We start from the raw sequence: 14,088 nt of genomic DNA on the forward strand, positions 1-14,088 counted from the left end.
GCGTTAATCAGCGCTCAAAAAATTCTTAGCGCGTAATCTGTGGCAGCTCATCTTCTGTAAGACCAGTCATCTGCATGACGGTATTGCAATCCATCCCACTCTTTAGCATGGTACGGGCAATTCTGAGTTGCATGCTTTTCCTTCCTTGTTGAAGCCCGATCTCTTTGCCTTCTATGCGACCTTGTGCAATGCCTTTCTCAAGCCCTATCTGCTCAAGCTGTTGTGCGATAGTCATAAGTGCGTTCTCGTGTTGGGGCACACGCTGTGCCAGCTCCTGTACAAAGGTTTTAGCGTCTGATACTTCGCCCGCCTGCACAATGTAGTTTACCAGTGATATCACCTGCGATGAAGAGTGATCGCCTGCCATCAAAATGGATACCAGCCTGTCCATCAGTTCTGCCAGATCACGCTGTCGGATATGTTTCTGCAACAGGGTCAGTGCCGCCATGCTGCGGTGTTGCATGATCTCATCGTCAGGAATCGTCGTGACATCGACCAGCGGAAAACTGTGGCTGTAAAGCCTGTCCGCCAGCAACGGGTCGTCGAACTCATCCAGCCACCGGGTCGAATAAGGATAGGGAGTGCGTTTGCCCACGTAAAACAGTATGGGTATCACCAGCGGCAATCTCTTATGCCCAGCGTCAAGATGGCGCTGCATGGCAGCCACTGCATAGCGCATCAGCCGAAATGCCATATGTTTGTCAGGTGATGACTGGTGCTCAATGAGTACATGTATATATCCATTGCCGGCGGCAGTTTTAAGACTGTAAAGCACATCGCTGAAGTACTGCCGAAGGTCATCCTCGACAAACGACCCCGACTCCAGCTTCAATGTGCTGAGATCGCAGCATTCGCGCAGTTCTGGCGGCAGGTGCAGCGCCATGAAATCCCGGGCAATATCCGGCTGAGTCAGAAATTGCCGGAATGTTGCATCATGAGGCGTGGGCGTGCTGTTGTTTTTTTTCACTGACCAGAATCCTTTCTGTTCCTGAAGCGCTGACAACGGCTGATTCAGCCAGTAAATGGCGCTAAATCCTGTAGCGCACGAATGTTTAAAGTACGGATGGAAATAACGAAATGAATACTCTGATGATTGAACCCCGTAAAACGCTTTTCCTGAATTCTACGAGGTTGCTCTGAATATCAATGAATGGCGGGCCATAAAAAGCCATTCCGCCCAGCTTAGCTCACCACATTAATCGGCTCACCCTGAATAAAGGCCGCGATATTGGCCATCACGCCAGTTACCAGATTTTCTACACCGCTGCGGCTCGCCCAGGCAATGTGCGGCGTCAGCAGCAGATTGGGCAAATCTGCCAGTAGCGGGTTATCTGCAGAAGGTGGTTCGCTGCTCAGGACATCCAGCGCCGCGCCGCCAATCAGCCCCTGCTTTAATGCCTCAGCAAGATCGGCCTCGTTAATCAGTCCACCGCGCGCGGTATTAATCAGCAGCGCATGCGGTTTCATTTTCGCCAGCGCCTCACGGTCAATCATCTGACGGGTGCTGTCACTCAACGGGCAGTGCAGCGAAATAATATCGCTGGTGGCCAGCATCTGCTCAAAGCTGACATAGCCCTCACGCACGCTGTCGCTGCCTTTGCGCTCCGCGTACTGCACCTGCATTCCCAGCGCCTGGGCCAGCCTGCCGGCCGCCTGCCCGATATCACCTCTACCCGCGATACCCAGCGTGGCGCCGCCAATATCCCCTATCGGCTGACGATGCAGACAGAAGTGCTGCGCCTGCGGCCAGTCGATGCGGGTATTAACGGCATAGGCCATTATCTGACGACGCAGGGCGAAAATGGCGGCGATCACCGCCTCAGACACGCTCTGGGTAGAGTAGCCGGGCACATTACTGACCACGATGCCGCGGTCACGGCACGCGTTGAGGTCAATACAGTCATAACCTGTCGCCGCAACACAGATAAAGCGCAGTTCGGGAAGCTGCGCCAGGGTATCGGCACGCAACGGCACCTTATTGGTAATCGCAACCGTCGCGCCCGAAAGCGCAGAGACAATGTCACTGACAGGTGTCTGTGCGCGAATCTTCCAGTCAGCCTGTTGTTGCCCGATCGGCAGAGAGACAGGCAGCGTGTCACCATCCAGCATTACAATTTTCATCTTCAATCCTTTTTGGGTTTGGTTTAATGCAACCCACTCATCAATGTTATTTGTATGTATTTAACGAGTAACATCTAAGTTAAATGATGCTGGAATTAAAGTGAATATGTTCAAAGAGTGCGAATTTTTTCGGAACAGATGCCACTTTATTTAACCCTTTTATCCCCTTCGCGTTACACTGCCGCCCGTAATTTTCACCCCTTACGCCCGTTGAAATCATGCACAAATCTTCACTCAGACATCGACTCACTGCCGGTATTGCGATACTGGCCGTGCTGCTGTTGTTTGTTGCCCCGATGATTTCAAAAAATCTGGCTGAGCATCACGAAACGATGCAACGTGCATCTGCCATGAGCGCAGAGATGCCGATGATGCATCATCATAGCGAGATGATGTCGATGGCGGACCATGGGATGATGATGGATCCTGGTTTGGCCTGTGGCTACTGCGATTTACTGGTGCATGTACCGCTGATGCTCTGGGTGTTTATCCCGTTCATCTGGTGGATGAGCGTGATCACCCGCGCCCCGCCGCCCTCTGCGATTAATCCGCCCCCGTGGCGATGGATGTTGCGTCTCCACCGACCACGAGCGCCACCTGCTTTCGCGTCACACTCACTGCTTTCTGATTCGATTGTGTGACAACGTCACCCAGTCGCCTTTGTCTTTTGAAAAGTGTGGAATGCTATGTCCTCTTCTCAGGAAATTATCCCTGCACCGCGCGGCACGCTGTTTAATCTTTTTCGCCGCCTGCATTTTTACATCGGCCTGTTTATCGCGCCGTTTATTTTTGTCGCCGCTCTTACCGGCACGCTCTACGTTCTGACGCCGCAGCTGGAACAGGCGATCTACCAAGATGCCCTGACCAGCGATGCACAGGGCCAGGCGCAGCCATTGTCAGCCCAGATTGCTGCCGCACGTGCGCGAGCGGGTGAGTCAGCACGTATCTATGCCGTGCGTCCCGCGCCGGGTCCGCAGGATACAACCCGCGTACAGTTTGCTGAGCCTCAGCTTGGCCCATCGGAATCGCGATCGCTGTTTATCGATCCCTACACCCTGCAGGTGAAAGGCGATATGACGGTCTATGGCACCAGCGGTGTGCTACCGCTGCGCATGTGGCTGGATCAGCTGCATCGCGGCCTGCTGCTAGGCGATTTTGGCCGTAACTACAGCGAACTGGCAGCCTCCTGGCTGTGGGTCGCCGCGCTGGGCGGGATCGTTTTATGGTCCGGCACCCGGCCACAGCGCACCCGCAGAAAAGTGCGCAGCGGTTTTGCGGCAACGCGTCACTGGCACGTTACGCTGGGCCTGCTGCTGGCTATCGGGCTGGTCTTCTTTTCGGTAACCGGACTGACCTGGTCACAGTGGGCAGGCAACAACATTGAAAAGATGCGCAGCGACTTTGGCTGGAAAACGCCGCAGGTTAATACCGCACTGAACGGTGACGCGCCCGTCGAAGCCGCCGATCCGCATGCCGATCATCGCGGTGCGATGATCGGCATGACGATGTCCGGCATGACCATGCCAGCCAGAACCGCCGCGCCAGTGGTTCCTAATCAACCTAATGCCAGCTGGGATGAGGCACTGGCAGCAGCACGTCAGGCCGGACTGCACGCCGCGAAACTGGAGCTGCGTCAGCCTATGAACGCAGAACAGGCCTGGACAGTTTCGGAGATTGATCGCAGCTGGCCAAGCCAGGTCGATGCGGTTTCCATCAATCCGGCTGATTTCAGCGTGGTCGACCGCGTTGAGTTCGCCAGCTTCCCGCTGGTGGCAAAACTGACCCGCTGGGGCGTGGATGCGCATATGGGTGTACTGTTTGGTCTGCCTAACCAGCTGATTCTGGCCCTGTTCGGATTTGGACTCTGTGCGATGATTGTGCTGGGCTACCGCATGTGGTGGATTCGCCGTCCGGCGGTTCCCCAGCTCAGCCCCTCGCAGACGCTGTTGTCCGCCTGGCTTGCACTGCCGCGCTATGCACAGGGCACCAGCCTGATAGTGATTCTGGCGCTGGGTTATGCGCTGCCTGTTATGGGCATCAGCCTGGTTGTGCTGATCCTGCTGGATATTCAGCGCTGGCGCAGCGCGCAGCGTGCGTCGGTCATCCGGGAAGAAATTGCGCCAGATAAGCAGTCGCCGCTGGCTATCGTCCAGTCACGCTTCGCCGGAAAGCGCAAAGAGATGCGCTATTTTCTCCGCAGCGTCACGGTGCTGGCGCTGATTGTGATTTCAGTGATGGCGAATGCGATGATTGGCGGCGTGATTGACCAGTATCAGATCCCATTCAGCCACTGGTCACTGACCATGTATATCACCCAGGCGATGATGATCCTGCTCTACTCCACGGTCTTTACCGGGCTGTTGTCGATCCCACTCTGGTATTTCTTCCTGGGTGAGAGCGACGAACAGGGCAAATAAGCCGATGGCGCCCCGCGTGTTTATTTAGTCAAAATAACTGACGAAGCCGGGCAAATCATCCGGCTTCTCATTCTGCGCCTGAGGTCTATGATCGTTGTTATGCCTTCCTTTATCTGAGAACAAATCATGAACATTGTGCGAGCTAATCCTGAACAACTCTTTGAGTACGGTCCTTTTACCGTTCGTCGTCAGCGACCTGGCGAGGCGCTTAGCCCGTTGCTCACGGTTGACCTGATGTCGCTGAAACTGGATGCCCGGATCCCGATGCAGCAGCATCAGGATGAAGAAGTGTTCACCTACCTGTGGCGCGGTTCAATGCAGCATCAGGACAGCAACGGCGAGCGTACCCAGCTTTCTGCGAAGAAGGTGATGGTGGTGAATGCCGGTGAGGGTGTTCAGTACGAAGAGTCAGTGCCGCTGTATGAAGCGGAACTGTTGCAGGCCGTTATCCGGCCTTCGCAGCCGGGCGGTGAAGCGATGACTCAGGTGCTGGAGCGCGATCAGGGCATCATGACTAACGGCTGGACCGAACTGGCCGGGCCGGAAGAGTCTGACGCCCCGCTGGAACTGCGCCAGGAAGTCTATATCTACGATACGCTGCTGGAGCGTAATCAGACGGTGGACGTGCCCTCGATGGCGGGCTTTGTGGCTTATCTGACCGTGCTGGAAGGGATTATTCGCATTGGCGATCAGCGACTCAGTCGTGGCGATGCGGTGAGCGGGCTGGATAGCAGCATGGAGATCACGGGCGACAGGGATGCCAATCTGGTCTGCTTCCTGGTCAGGGCAGACAAGGTTGCATAACATAGCGCGGGACGTTTCCCGCGCTTTTTTGTTCCACACAGATTAAAGCGTATGGCGTTGCTGCATCGCCTGTACCCGCTTATAGGCATGATCAAACTGACGTACATCGTCGCGCAGCCAGTGGCGCTGTGTCAGCGGTGCATCATCCAGCGCCTGCGGCAGCGGCACACCCGCAAGCGATCCACGGCAGCAAAAGGCACGTGCCAGCGTCGGTGTAGCGATGCCAATGTAGCGGGCAAACTCGGGCAAGGTCATCAGTGCTGTACTCATTTTCTACCTCCTGTTAACAAAATATTCCCTGCATTTTCAGCCCAAATCTTTACTGCTTTTATTGATCTGAAACATAGATGTGGTACTAATCTTCTGCCTGCTGATGAGATAGCTCGCCTCGCCTGCCGTAAAACGAAAAGAAGTGAGGAACCCGTGCGCCATTATGGATTGATGATTGCCCTGCTGTTTTCCGGTTTTGCCACGGCTCACACGCTGACCACAGGCCAGCCAGTCCCGCCCGTCTATGTTGCCGATAAAGGGGAAATGCTCCTCAATAAGGGCGATATAAATTATCAGCGCTGGAATAGTCAGACACTGACCGGAAAAGTGCGTCTGGTGATTCATGTGGCAGGCCGGCTATCCGCGAAAGATCAGAGTGAGCCCCTAATCAAAGCCATTCAGCAGGCCCAACTGCCGCGCGACCGCTTCCAGACTACCACCATCGTCAATACCGACGATGCCCTGCCCGGCAGTGCCATTTTTGTGGTGCGCAGCATCGCCTCCAGCAAAAAAGCGGCACCCTGGCAGCAATTTATTATCGACAGCAGTGGCGTCACTGCCCATAGCTGGCATCTTCAGCCGGAAAGCGCGTCCGTCGTGGTGATTGATCCGGAAGGGATTGTGCGCTTCGCTAAAGATGGCGCATTATCAGATGAGGATGTCGCCAGCGTGATGAAACAGCTGCGCGCATTGCTGGGCTGATTCAGGCAATATAGTGGTCAGGATGGCACGTCAAAACGCGGAATGCTGCTGAATTCGCCGACATTTTTATCGCTGTAAGCTACGCTTAGTTGTAATGGATTTACCCGCCGTTCTTTGAAAACCTGCCAACTATGCTGTGGCAGTCGGGGACGATTATTGAAGATGGCATCGAATCATTTCGACCTGCTGTGACTTCCTCTGTAGATAAGGACAGCCATGATGACGGTCTGTGCAGAACAACACGTCAATTTCAGCCACAGTGATGCAGCCAGCCTGTTGAACGACATTGAGCAACGGCTTGATAAGCTTTTACCGGTTGAGAGTGAACGTGATTTAGTCGGTGCGGCAATGCGCGAGGGTGCGCTGGCACCGGGAAAGCGTATTCGCCCGCTGCTGCTGCTGCTGGCCGCGCGCGATCTCGGCTGTAGCGCCACCCCTGCCGGGCTGCTGGATCTCGCCTGCGCGGTTGAGATGGTGCACGCCGCCTCCCTGATTCTGGATGACATGCCCTGCATGGATGATGCACAGCTGCGTCGCGGACGACCAACCATTCACTGCCAGTATGGTGAACATGTCGCGATTCTGGCCGCAGTGGCGCTGCTGAGTAAGGCGTTTGGCGTGGTTGCAATGGCTGAAGGCTTAACGGCGGCCGCCAGAGCCGATGCGGTCGCGGAGCTATCCCACGCGGTCGGCATGCAGGGTCTGGTTCAGGGTCAGTTCAAGGATCTTTCAGAAGGCGATAAGCCACGCAGTGCCGACGCGATTCTGATGACCAATCATTACAAAACCAGCACCCTGTTCTGCGCCTCGATGCAGATGGCCTCTATTGTGGCGGAAACCCCAAAAGAGGCGCGTGAACAGCTGCACCGCTTCTCGCTTAATCTCGGTCAGGCCTTTCAGCTGCTGGACGATCTCACCGACGGCATGGCGGATACCGGCAAAGATGCCCATCAGGATGACGGGAAATCGACGCTGGTCAATCTGCTGGGGCCACAGGCGGTTGAAACGCGACTGCGCGATCACCTGCGCTGTGCCAGCGAGCATCTGCTTTCGGCCTGCCAGGACGGTTATGCCACTCATCATTTTGTTCAGGCCTGGTTTGAGAAAAAACTCGCTGCCGTCAGTTAAGGATGCTGCATGAGTCACTTCGCGGTCATTGCACCGCCCTTCTATAGCCATGTGCAGGCGCTTACGCATCTGAGCCAGGCCTTAATCGCACGCGGACACCAGATTACCTTTCTCCAGCAGACGGATGTCAGCGCACTACTGACTGACAGCCGGATCGGCTTTTTCCCGCTGGGTCTCGCCTCGCATCCGGCAGGCAGTCTGGCGCACACCCTGCAGCTGGCGGCGCATCCTCTTGGCCCGTCGATGCTTAAGTTAATCAATGAGATGGCCCGCAGTACAGAGATGCTCTGCCGTGAACTGCCGGTGGTGCTGAAGACGCTGGCGATTGATGGCGTGATCGTCGATCAGATGGAGCCATCCGGTGCATTGGCAGCAGAGTCTCTGAACCTGCCCTACGTCTCTGTGGCCTGTGCGCTGCCACTTAACCGTGAACCCGATTTTCCGCTGGCCGTGATGCCGTTTGACTATGCAAACACCGATCAGGCACGCGAACGCTATCGCGCCAGTGAAAAGATTTATGACTGGCTGATGCGCCGTCACGATCGCGTTATCGCCCGTAACGCCCATGCGATGGGATTAACACCACGGGAAAAGCTGCATCACTGCTTTTCACCCCTGGCGCAGATCAGCCAGCTGATGCCGGAACTTGATTTTCCCCGCCAGGCGCTGCCCGACCATTTTCATTCGGTCGGTCCGCTGCGTGCAGCGGTAACAGCGCCTGCCGCGTCGCAGCCACGCTACTTTCCGCACGGCGACAGACCGCGCATTTTTGCTTCACTTGGCACGCTGCAGGGACATCGGTACGGCCTGTTTAAAACCATCGTTCGCGCGTGTCACGAGATCGACGCGCAGTTGCTGCTGGCGCACTGCGGTCGCCTGTCACCGTTTCAGGCGGAAAAACTGGCGCAGTTCAGCCATGTTCAGGTGGTCGATTTTGCCGATCAGGCTGCTGCACTGGCGCAGGCCGATCTGGCGATTACCCACGGCGGCATGAATACCGTGCTGGATGCCGTTAACCATCTGACGCCATTGCTGGTGATTCCGCTGGCCTTTGATCAGCCAGGCGTCGCGGCCAGAGTGGTCTGGCACGGTATCGGACGTCGCGCTTCACGCTTCACCACCAGCCACGCGATGGCCCGTCAGCTTCAGACCCTGCTGGCTGATGAAAGCTACGGCCAGCAGATGAAAACGCTGCGCACTGCGCTCTGTCAGGCGGGCGGCACAACGTTGGCGGCGGATATCGTCGAGCAGGCGATGCAGACCCGCAAACCGGTCATCACCAGGAGAGATTATGCCGCGGTATGATCTGATTCTGGTGGGCGCAGGGCTGGCTAATGGCTTAATCGCCCTGCGTTTACGCCAGCAGCGCCCTTCACTGCGCATTCTGCTGATTGATGCAGAAAGTGAGCCTGGCGCGCATCATACCTGGTCGTTTCATGCGGACGATCTCACTGACACGCAGCATCACTGGATTGCTCCGCTGGTGGTTCACCACTGGCCCGGTTATGAGGTGCGCTTTCCGCAACGAAACCGTTCCCTTAACAGCGGCTATTTTTGTGTCACCGCTGAGCGCTTCGCGGAGGTCATTCGCGACCGGTTTGCGCCGGATCTGCTGCTGAACACTCGCGTGGCGAGCATTGCTTCACGCTCGGTCACGCTGGAGGATGGCCGGGTACTGGAAACTGACGCAGTGATCGATGGACGCGGCTATCAGCCCGATGGTGCGCTGCGCATGGGCTTCCAGGCGTTTGTGGGTCAGGAGTGGCAGCTCAGTGCGCCCCACGGCCTGACCGCGCCGATCATCATGGACGCGACCGTGGATCAGCAGTCAGGCTATCGCTTTGTCTACAGCCTGCCCTTTTCGGCGGATACGCTGCTGATTGAAGATACCCACTATATTGATAACGCCACGCTGGAAGGCGATCGTGCCCGTCAGAATATCCGTGACTATGCCGCTCAGCAGGGCTGGCAATTAAAGCAGCTATTGCGTGAAGAACAGGGTGCGTTGCCGATTACGCTGACTGGCGACGTGGAGGCCTTCTGGCAGACACGCGATCTGCCCTGCAGCGGTCTGCGTGCCGGGTTATTCCATCCTACCACCGGCTACTCGCTGCCGCTGGCGGTCGCACTGGCTGACCGGCTGGCGCAGATGCAGTCGTTCACCTCAGAGACCCTGCACGCCACCATTGAGCAGTTTGCCGGTCACACCTGGCAGCAGCAGCGCTTCTTCCGCATGCTGAACCGGATGCTGTTTCTGGCGGGTCCGGCTGACCAGCGCTGGCAGGTTATGCAACGTTTTTACGGCCTTCCCGAAGGTCTGATTGCCCGTTTTTATGCGGGAAAACTCACTGTGTCTGATCGGCTGCGCATCTTAAGCGGCAAGCCGCCGGTTCCCGTACTGGCTGCGCTACAGGCTATTATGACTCCTCACCGTCAACAGGCGATGCAATGAACAGAACGACAGTAATTGGTGCAGGCTTTGGTGGTCTGGCGCTGGCCATTCGCCTTCAGGCGTCAGGGATCCCTACGCGACTGCTGGAGCAGCGTGACAAGCCTGGCGGCCGCGCTTATGTCTTCGAAGATCAGGGCTTTACCTTTGATGCCGGCCCCACGGTGATTACCGATCCCAGCGCTATTGAAGAGCTGTTCACCCTCGCAGGCAAAAAGCTCTCTGACTATGTCGAACTCCTGCCGGTGAAGCCTTTTTATCGCCTCTGCTGGGAGTCCGGCAGGGTATTCAGTTATGACAACGATCAGCCCGCGCTGGAGGCGCAGATCAGCGCATTTAATCCGCGCGACGTTGAAGGCTATCGTCGCTTTCTGGCCTATTCCCGAGCGGTGTTTGCGGAAGGTTATCTGAAGCTTGGGACCGTGCCGTTTCTGTCGTTCCGCGACATGCTGCGTGCCGCGCCTCAGCTGGCTAAACTGCAGGCGTGGCGCAGCGTCTATAGCAAAGTGGCGAGCTATATTGAAGATGAGCATCTGCGTCAGGCATTTTCCTTCCATTCGCTGCTGGTAGGCGGAAACCCGTTTGCCACCTCGTCAATCTATACCCTGATTCATGCGCTGGAACGTGAATGGGGCGTCTGGTTCCCGCGTGGCGGTACGGGCGCTTTGGTACAGGGCATGGTGAAGCTGTTTGAAGATCTGGGCGGCGAAGTGGAGCTGAATGCCAGCGTTGCCCGGCTGGAGACGCAGGAAAATAAAATCACCGCTGTGCACCTGAAAGATGGCCGGGTATTCCCGACCCGCGCGGTGGCCTCTAATGCGGACGTGGTTCATACCTACCGCGAACTGCTGAGTCAGCATCCGGCCGCAGTGGCCAGGGGAAAATCCCTGCAGAACAAGCGCATGAGCAACTCGCTGTTTGTGCTCTATTTTGGCCTTAATCATCATCACGATCAGCTCGCGCATCACACGGTCTGCTTTGGCCCGCGCTACCGTGAACTGATTGATGAGATCTTTAACAAAGATGCCCTGGCAGAGGACTTCTCGCTTTACCTTCACGCGCCCTGCGTGACCGATCCGTCACTGGCACCCGAAGGCTGCGGCAGTTATTACGTGCTGGCACCGGTGCCGCACCTCGGCACCGCCGATATCGACTGGGCCGTGGAAGGACCACGCCTGCGCGATCGCATCTTCGACTATCTGGAACAGCACTACATGCCGGGCCTGCGCAGTCAGCTGGTGACGCACCGCATGTTCACGCCGTTTGATTTCCGCGATGAACTGAATGCGTATCAGGGCTCGGCGTTTTCGGTCGAGCCGATTCTGACGCAAAGCGCCTGGTTCCGGCCCCACAACCGCGATAAAAATATTAATAATCTCTATCTGGTCGGCGCGGGCACCCATCCTGGCGCGGGCATTCCAGGGGTGATTGGTTCGGCCAAAGCCACCGCAGGATTGATGCTGGAGGATCTGGCTTGAATAGTCCGTCACTGCTCGATCATGCTGTTGAAACCATGGAAGTGGGTTCGAAAAGCTTTGCCACGGCATCAAAACTGTTTGATGCCAAAACCCGACGCAGTGTGCTGATGCTCTACTCGTGGTGTCGTCACTGTGATGATGTGATTGACGATCAGGTGCTGGGATTCAGCAACGATACGCCGTCACTGCAATCCGCCGAACAGCGCCTGGCGCAGCTGGAGATGAAAACCCGCCAGGCCTACGCCGGATCGCAGATGCATGAGCCTGCCTTTGCCGCCTTTCAGGAGGTCGCGATGGCGCACGATATTCTGCCGGCTTACGCTTTTGATCATCTGGCAGGCTTTGCGATGGATGTCCATGAGACCCGCTATCAGACGCTGGATGATACTCTGCGCTATTGCTATCACGTGGCGGGCGTGGTGGGCCTGATGATGGCGCAGATTATGGGCGTGCGCGACAATGCGACGCTGGATCGCGCCTGCGATCTCGGTCTGGCGTTTCAGCTGACCAATATTGCCCGCGATATCGTTGAAGATGCTGAAACGGGACGCTGTTATCTGCCCGCAGAGTGGCTGGCTGAAGAGGGACTGACGCGGGAGACGCTGGCCGACCCGCGCAATCGTCAGGCACTCAGCCGCGTTGCCCGCCGGCTGGTGGAGACGGCAGAGCCCTATTATCGATCGGCATCGGCTGGGTTACCCGGTTTACCGCTGCGTTCAGCGTGGGCCATTGCAACAGCAAAACAGGTCTATCGTAAGATTGGGATGAAAGTGGTTGAGGCGGGTGCACAGGCGTGGGATCAACGTCAGTCCACCAGCACGCCAGAGAAACTGGTCATGCTGGTGGCGGCATCCGGTCAGGCGGTTACTTCCCGGATGGCGCGTCCTGCTCCGCGCCCGGCTTATCTCTGGCAGCGCCCCGTTTAACGCCGTGACGTTCCCTGAGCGTCGCCTGCAGTTTTGACAGCGGCGGCGCGTAGAGAAAACCAAACGAAACACAGTCCTCTTTGCCGCGTACGGCATGATGCAGGCGGTGTGCCATATAAAGCCGGCGCAGATAACCCCGGCGTGGCACATAGCGGAATGGCCAGCGCTGATGGACCAGACCGTCATGGACGATAAAATAGAGCAGGCCATAGAGCGTCATCCCTGCGCCGATCCACTGCAACGGCCAGATGCCCGTGCTGCCCAGATAAATAAGTAAAATCGACAGGCCCGCGAACACCACCGCATAGAGGTCGTTAACCTCGAACCAGCCCTTATGTGGTTCATGATGTGACAGATGCCAGCCCCAACCCCAGCCATGCATGATGTATTTGTGCGCCAGCGCAGCCGTTATCTCCATGCCGATAACGGTGACCAGAACAATCAGGGCATTCCAAATCCACAACATAGCTTCTCCCGAACATGCATCCTGCAAAGTGGCGCAGAGGGGTAATTTTAACAGAGATTAGGGGAAACCGTGGGCCGGGGTTGCCGGGTTTTAACGATTGCTGCAGGAGACGCGCCGGATAGCGATGCTAAGCAGGGGAAATGTGCAGGGTAGAAGAGACATGCAGCCAGCATCACGCGACATTAGCCGGTGATGCACAGCCTGTGCCTGTTAATTATAAACGAGATTGAACGTCACCGTGCCGTCCGCTTTTCCCGCCATCACCTGCTCGTCAGTCTGAATATATTGCGCGTTAAACGCCATCGACGCCGCCTGATTGGGAGAAGAGACTGTCGTCAGCACCGGTAGTTGGTCGGTCGAGACATTCAGCGGCACGCGCTGACCTTCCGGAACCTGCAGACCCGGCCCATAAGTCAGAGCAATGCCCACGCCGGACGCTGAGTTGCTCTGCGGCGTCAGGCTGATGGCATCTTTATCGCCTGATGTAGCCATCCCAAAGAAGCCGACTTTGACGGCTGCGCTGTGCTCACACATCACCTGAATCTGAAAGCCTTTTTCGCTTCCTGCCCGGCTGCCGATGCCAGTGAACTCCGCCTTACTCACTTTTCCCATATCCACATTAATGGCGGACTGGGAAGTGACAACAGCACAGCTGCCATACTGCACGGTAAAGCTGGAGAGGAAAATCTGCGGCTTGTCATTGATCGGCTGGCTGCTGGCGGCACTGTCGCCCACCTTCATGCTGGCATTGCCTATGTTTACTTCACCAACGCTCGCTGGCTGATTGCCAGGATTCAGCGGTGAACGCTGCCCCGGGATTTTATAGAACACGACATAGGACTGAAGCGTAATGTCGTGGGCGGAATTGAACTGCGGGCTGGTCTGGGAGTTACAAATCGAGCTGGTTTTGCCCTTACCGGTGGTATCAGCGAAACCGCCGCCGCAATAAGACGGCTCTTTGAAACCAATAGCGAATCCGATGCTCTCAATGCCTGGAACACGGTATATCGGCGTATTGTGTCCGCCCACAATATTGGTTTGCAAGCCGGACTCTTCAGCATTAATCTCAAATCCCATATCTTTGTAGTTATAGCCCTGCTCGCCGCTGTTTTTATTACAGGTAAAGGCATTGGCACTCTGCAGCGGCATCTGTGCTGAAATGGGGGTGCCATCAGCCGCGCCCGGCACATAATTGACGTTATGCACCTGAACCACCACCTGGCTGACGCCCTGACAGGACTCCTGCCCCAGTGCAGGTAAAGCACATAATGTCGGGATAATCATCATCATCCCTTTCGCTAAACGCAGAACTGATTTCATCTTACAT

At 56.5% G+C, this 14,088-nt stretch carries 14 protein-coding genes; 9 read left to right on the forward strand and 5 right to left on the reverse strand.

From position 1 onward, the window contains the following. Positions 1-25: 25 nt before the first annotated feature. Both AC6I8C_RS20700 and AC6I8C_RS20705 read right to left on the reverse strand, forming a co-directional pair. On the reverse strand, positions 26-967 hold the full coding sequence (locus AC6I8C_RS20700; protein WP_497823660.1) for an Rpn family recombination-promoting nuclease/putative transposase: 942 nt from the start codon (positions 965-967) through the stop codon (positions 26-28). Between the two features lie 215 nt (positions 968-1,182). Beyond that, a complete protein-coding gene (locus tag AC6I8C_RS20705; protein WP_497823661.1) occupies positions 1,183-2,121 on the reverse strand; it encodes a D-2-hydroxyacid dehydrogenase in 939 nt (312 codons plus the stop codon). Between the two features lie 218 nt (positions 2,122-2,339). Between AC6I8C_RS20705 and AC6I8C_RS20710 the strand changes: the two genes are divergently transcribed. The 3 genes from AC6I8C_RS20710 (at position 2,340) to AC6I8C_RS20720 (ending at position 5,342) form a co-directional block, all read left to right on the forward strand. Continuing rightward, positions 2,340-2,762 (forward strand): DUF2946 domain-containing protein, encoded by a 423-nt coding sequence (locus tag AC6I8C_RS20710; protein WP_497823662.1) that lies wholly within the window; start codon positions 2,340-2,342, stop codon positions 2,760-2,762. Between the two features lie 45 nt (positions 2,763-2,807). After that, positions 2,808-4,538 carry a DUF2534 family protein gene (locus AC6I8C_RS20715; protein WP_497823663.1) on the forward strand — a complete coding sequence of 577 codons (1,731 nt, stop codon included), beginning with the start codon at positions 2,808-2,810 and terminating at the stop codon, positions 4,536-4,538. A gap of 126 nt (positions 4,539-4,664) precedes the next feature. Then, positions 4,665-5,342 carry a pirin family protein gene (locus AC6I8C_RS20720; RefSeq protein WP_497823664.1) on the forward strand — a complete coding sequence of 226 codons (678 nt, stop codon included), beginning with the start codon at positions 4,665-4,667 and terminating at the stop codon, positions 5,340-5,342. A 42-nt stretch (positions 5,343-5,384) separates the two neighbouring features. Here AC6I8C_RS20720 and AC6I8C_RS20725 read toward each other — a convergent pair whose 3' ends face one another. Next, a complete protein-coding gene (locus tag AC6I8C_RS20725) occupies positions 5,385-5,612 on the reverse strand; it encodes a hypothetical protein (protein ID WP_033735577.1) in 228 nt (75 codons plus the stop codon). A 171-nt stretch (positions 5,613-5,783) separates the two neighbouring features. On the opposite strand from AC6I8C_RS20725, the gene AC6I8C_RS20730 reads away from it, so the two are divergent. The 6 genes from AC6I8C_RS20730 (at position 5,784) to crtB (ending at position 12,295) form a co-directional block, all read left to right on the forward strand. Beyond that, the gene (locus AC6I8C_RS20730) at positions 5,784-6,314 is read left to right on the forward strand and encodes a YtfJ family protein (protein WP_497823765.1); all 531 of its coding nucleotides are present in this window, start codon (positions 5,784-5,786) and stop codon (positions 6,312-6,314) included. A gap of 219 nt (positions 6,315-6,533) precedes the next feature. After that, on the forward strand, positions 6,534-7,442 hold the full coding sequence (locus AC6I8C_RS20735) for a polyprenyl synthetase family protein (protein ID WP_497823766.1): 909 nt from the start codon (positions 6,534-6,536) through the stop codon (positions 7,440-7,442). Positions 7,443-7,451: 9 nt separating this feature from the next. Next, positions 7,452-8,747, forward strand: a complete 1,296-nt coding sequence (locus tag AC6I8C_RS20740; protein WP_497823665.1) for a glycosyltransferase — start codon at positions 7,452-7,454, stop codon at positions 8,745-8,747. Then, on the forward strand, positions 8,734-9,894 hold the full coding sequence (gene crtY, locus AC6I8C_RS20745; RefSeq protein WP_497823666.1) for a lycopene beta-cyclase CrtY: 1,161 nt from the start codon (positions 8,734-8,736) through the stop codon (positions 9,892-9,894). Before AC6I8C_RS20740 ends, crtY begins: the two co-directional genes overlap by 14 nt. Continuing rightward, the gene (locus tag AC6I8C_RS20750; protein ID WP_497823667.1) at positions 9,891-11,369 is read left to right on the forward strand and encodes a phytoene desaturase; all 1,479 of its coding nucleotides are present in this window, start codon (positions 9,891-9,893) and stop codon (positions 11,367-11,369) included. Before crtY ends, AC6I8C_RS20750 begins: the two co-directional genes overlap by 4 nt. Continuing rightward, positions 11,366-12,295, forward strand: coding sequence for a 15-cis-phytoene synthase CrtB (gene crtB / locus AC6I8C_RS20755; RefSeq protein ID WP_497823668.1), 930 nt, complete (start codon positions 11,366-11,368; stop codon positions 12,293-12,295). The genes AC6I8C_RS20750 and crtB overlap by 4 nt, the downstream gene beginning before the upstream one ends. Here the strand turns inward: crtB and AC6I8C_RS20760 are convergent. Then, positions 12,234-12,761, reverse strand: a complete 528-nt coding sequence (locus AC6I8C_RS20760) for a sterol desaturase family protein (RefSeq protein ID WP_013196143.1) — start codon at positions 12,759-12,761, stop codon at positions 12,234-12,236. The two genes, crtB and AC6I8C_RS20760, sit on opposite strands and share 62 nt — an antisense overlap. A gap of 210 nt (positions 12,762-12,971) precedes the next feature. Next, on the reverse strand, positions 12,972-14,081 hold the full coding sequence (locus AC6I8C_RS20765) for a fimbrial protein (RefSeq protein WP_497823669.1): 1,110 nt from the start codon (positions 14,079-14,081) through the stop codon (positions 12,972-12,974). Between the last annotated feature and the right edge of the window lie 7 nt (positions 14,082-14,088).

The organism is Pantoea sp. X-Soil-YNGN-844, assembly GCF_059730595.1.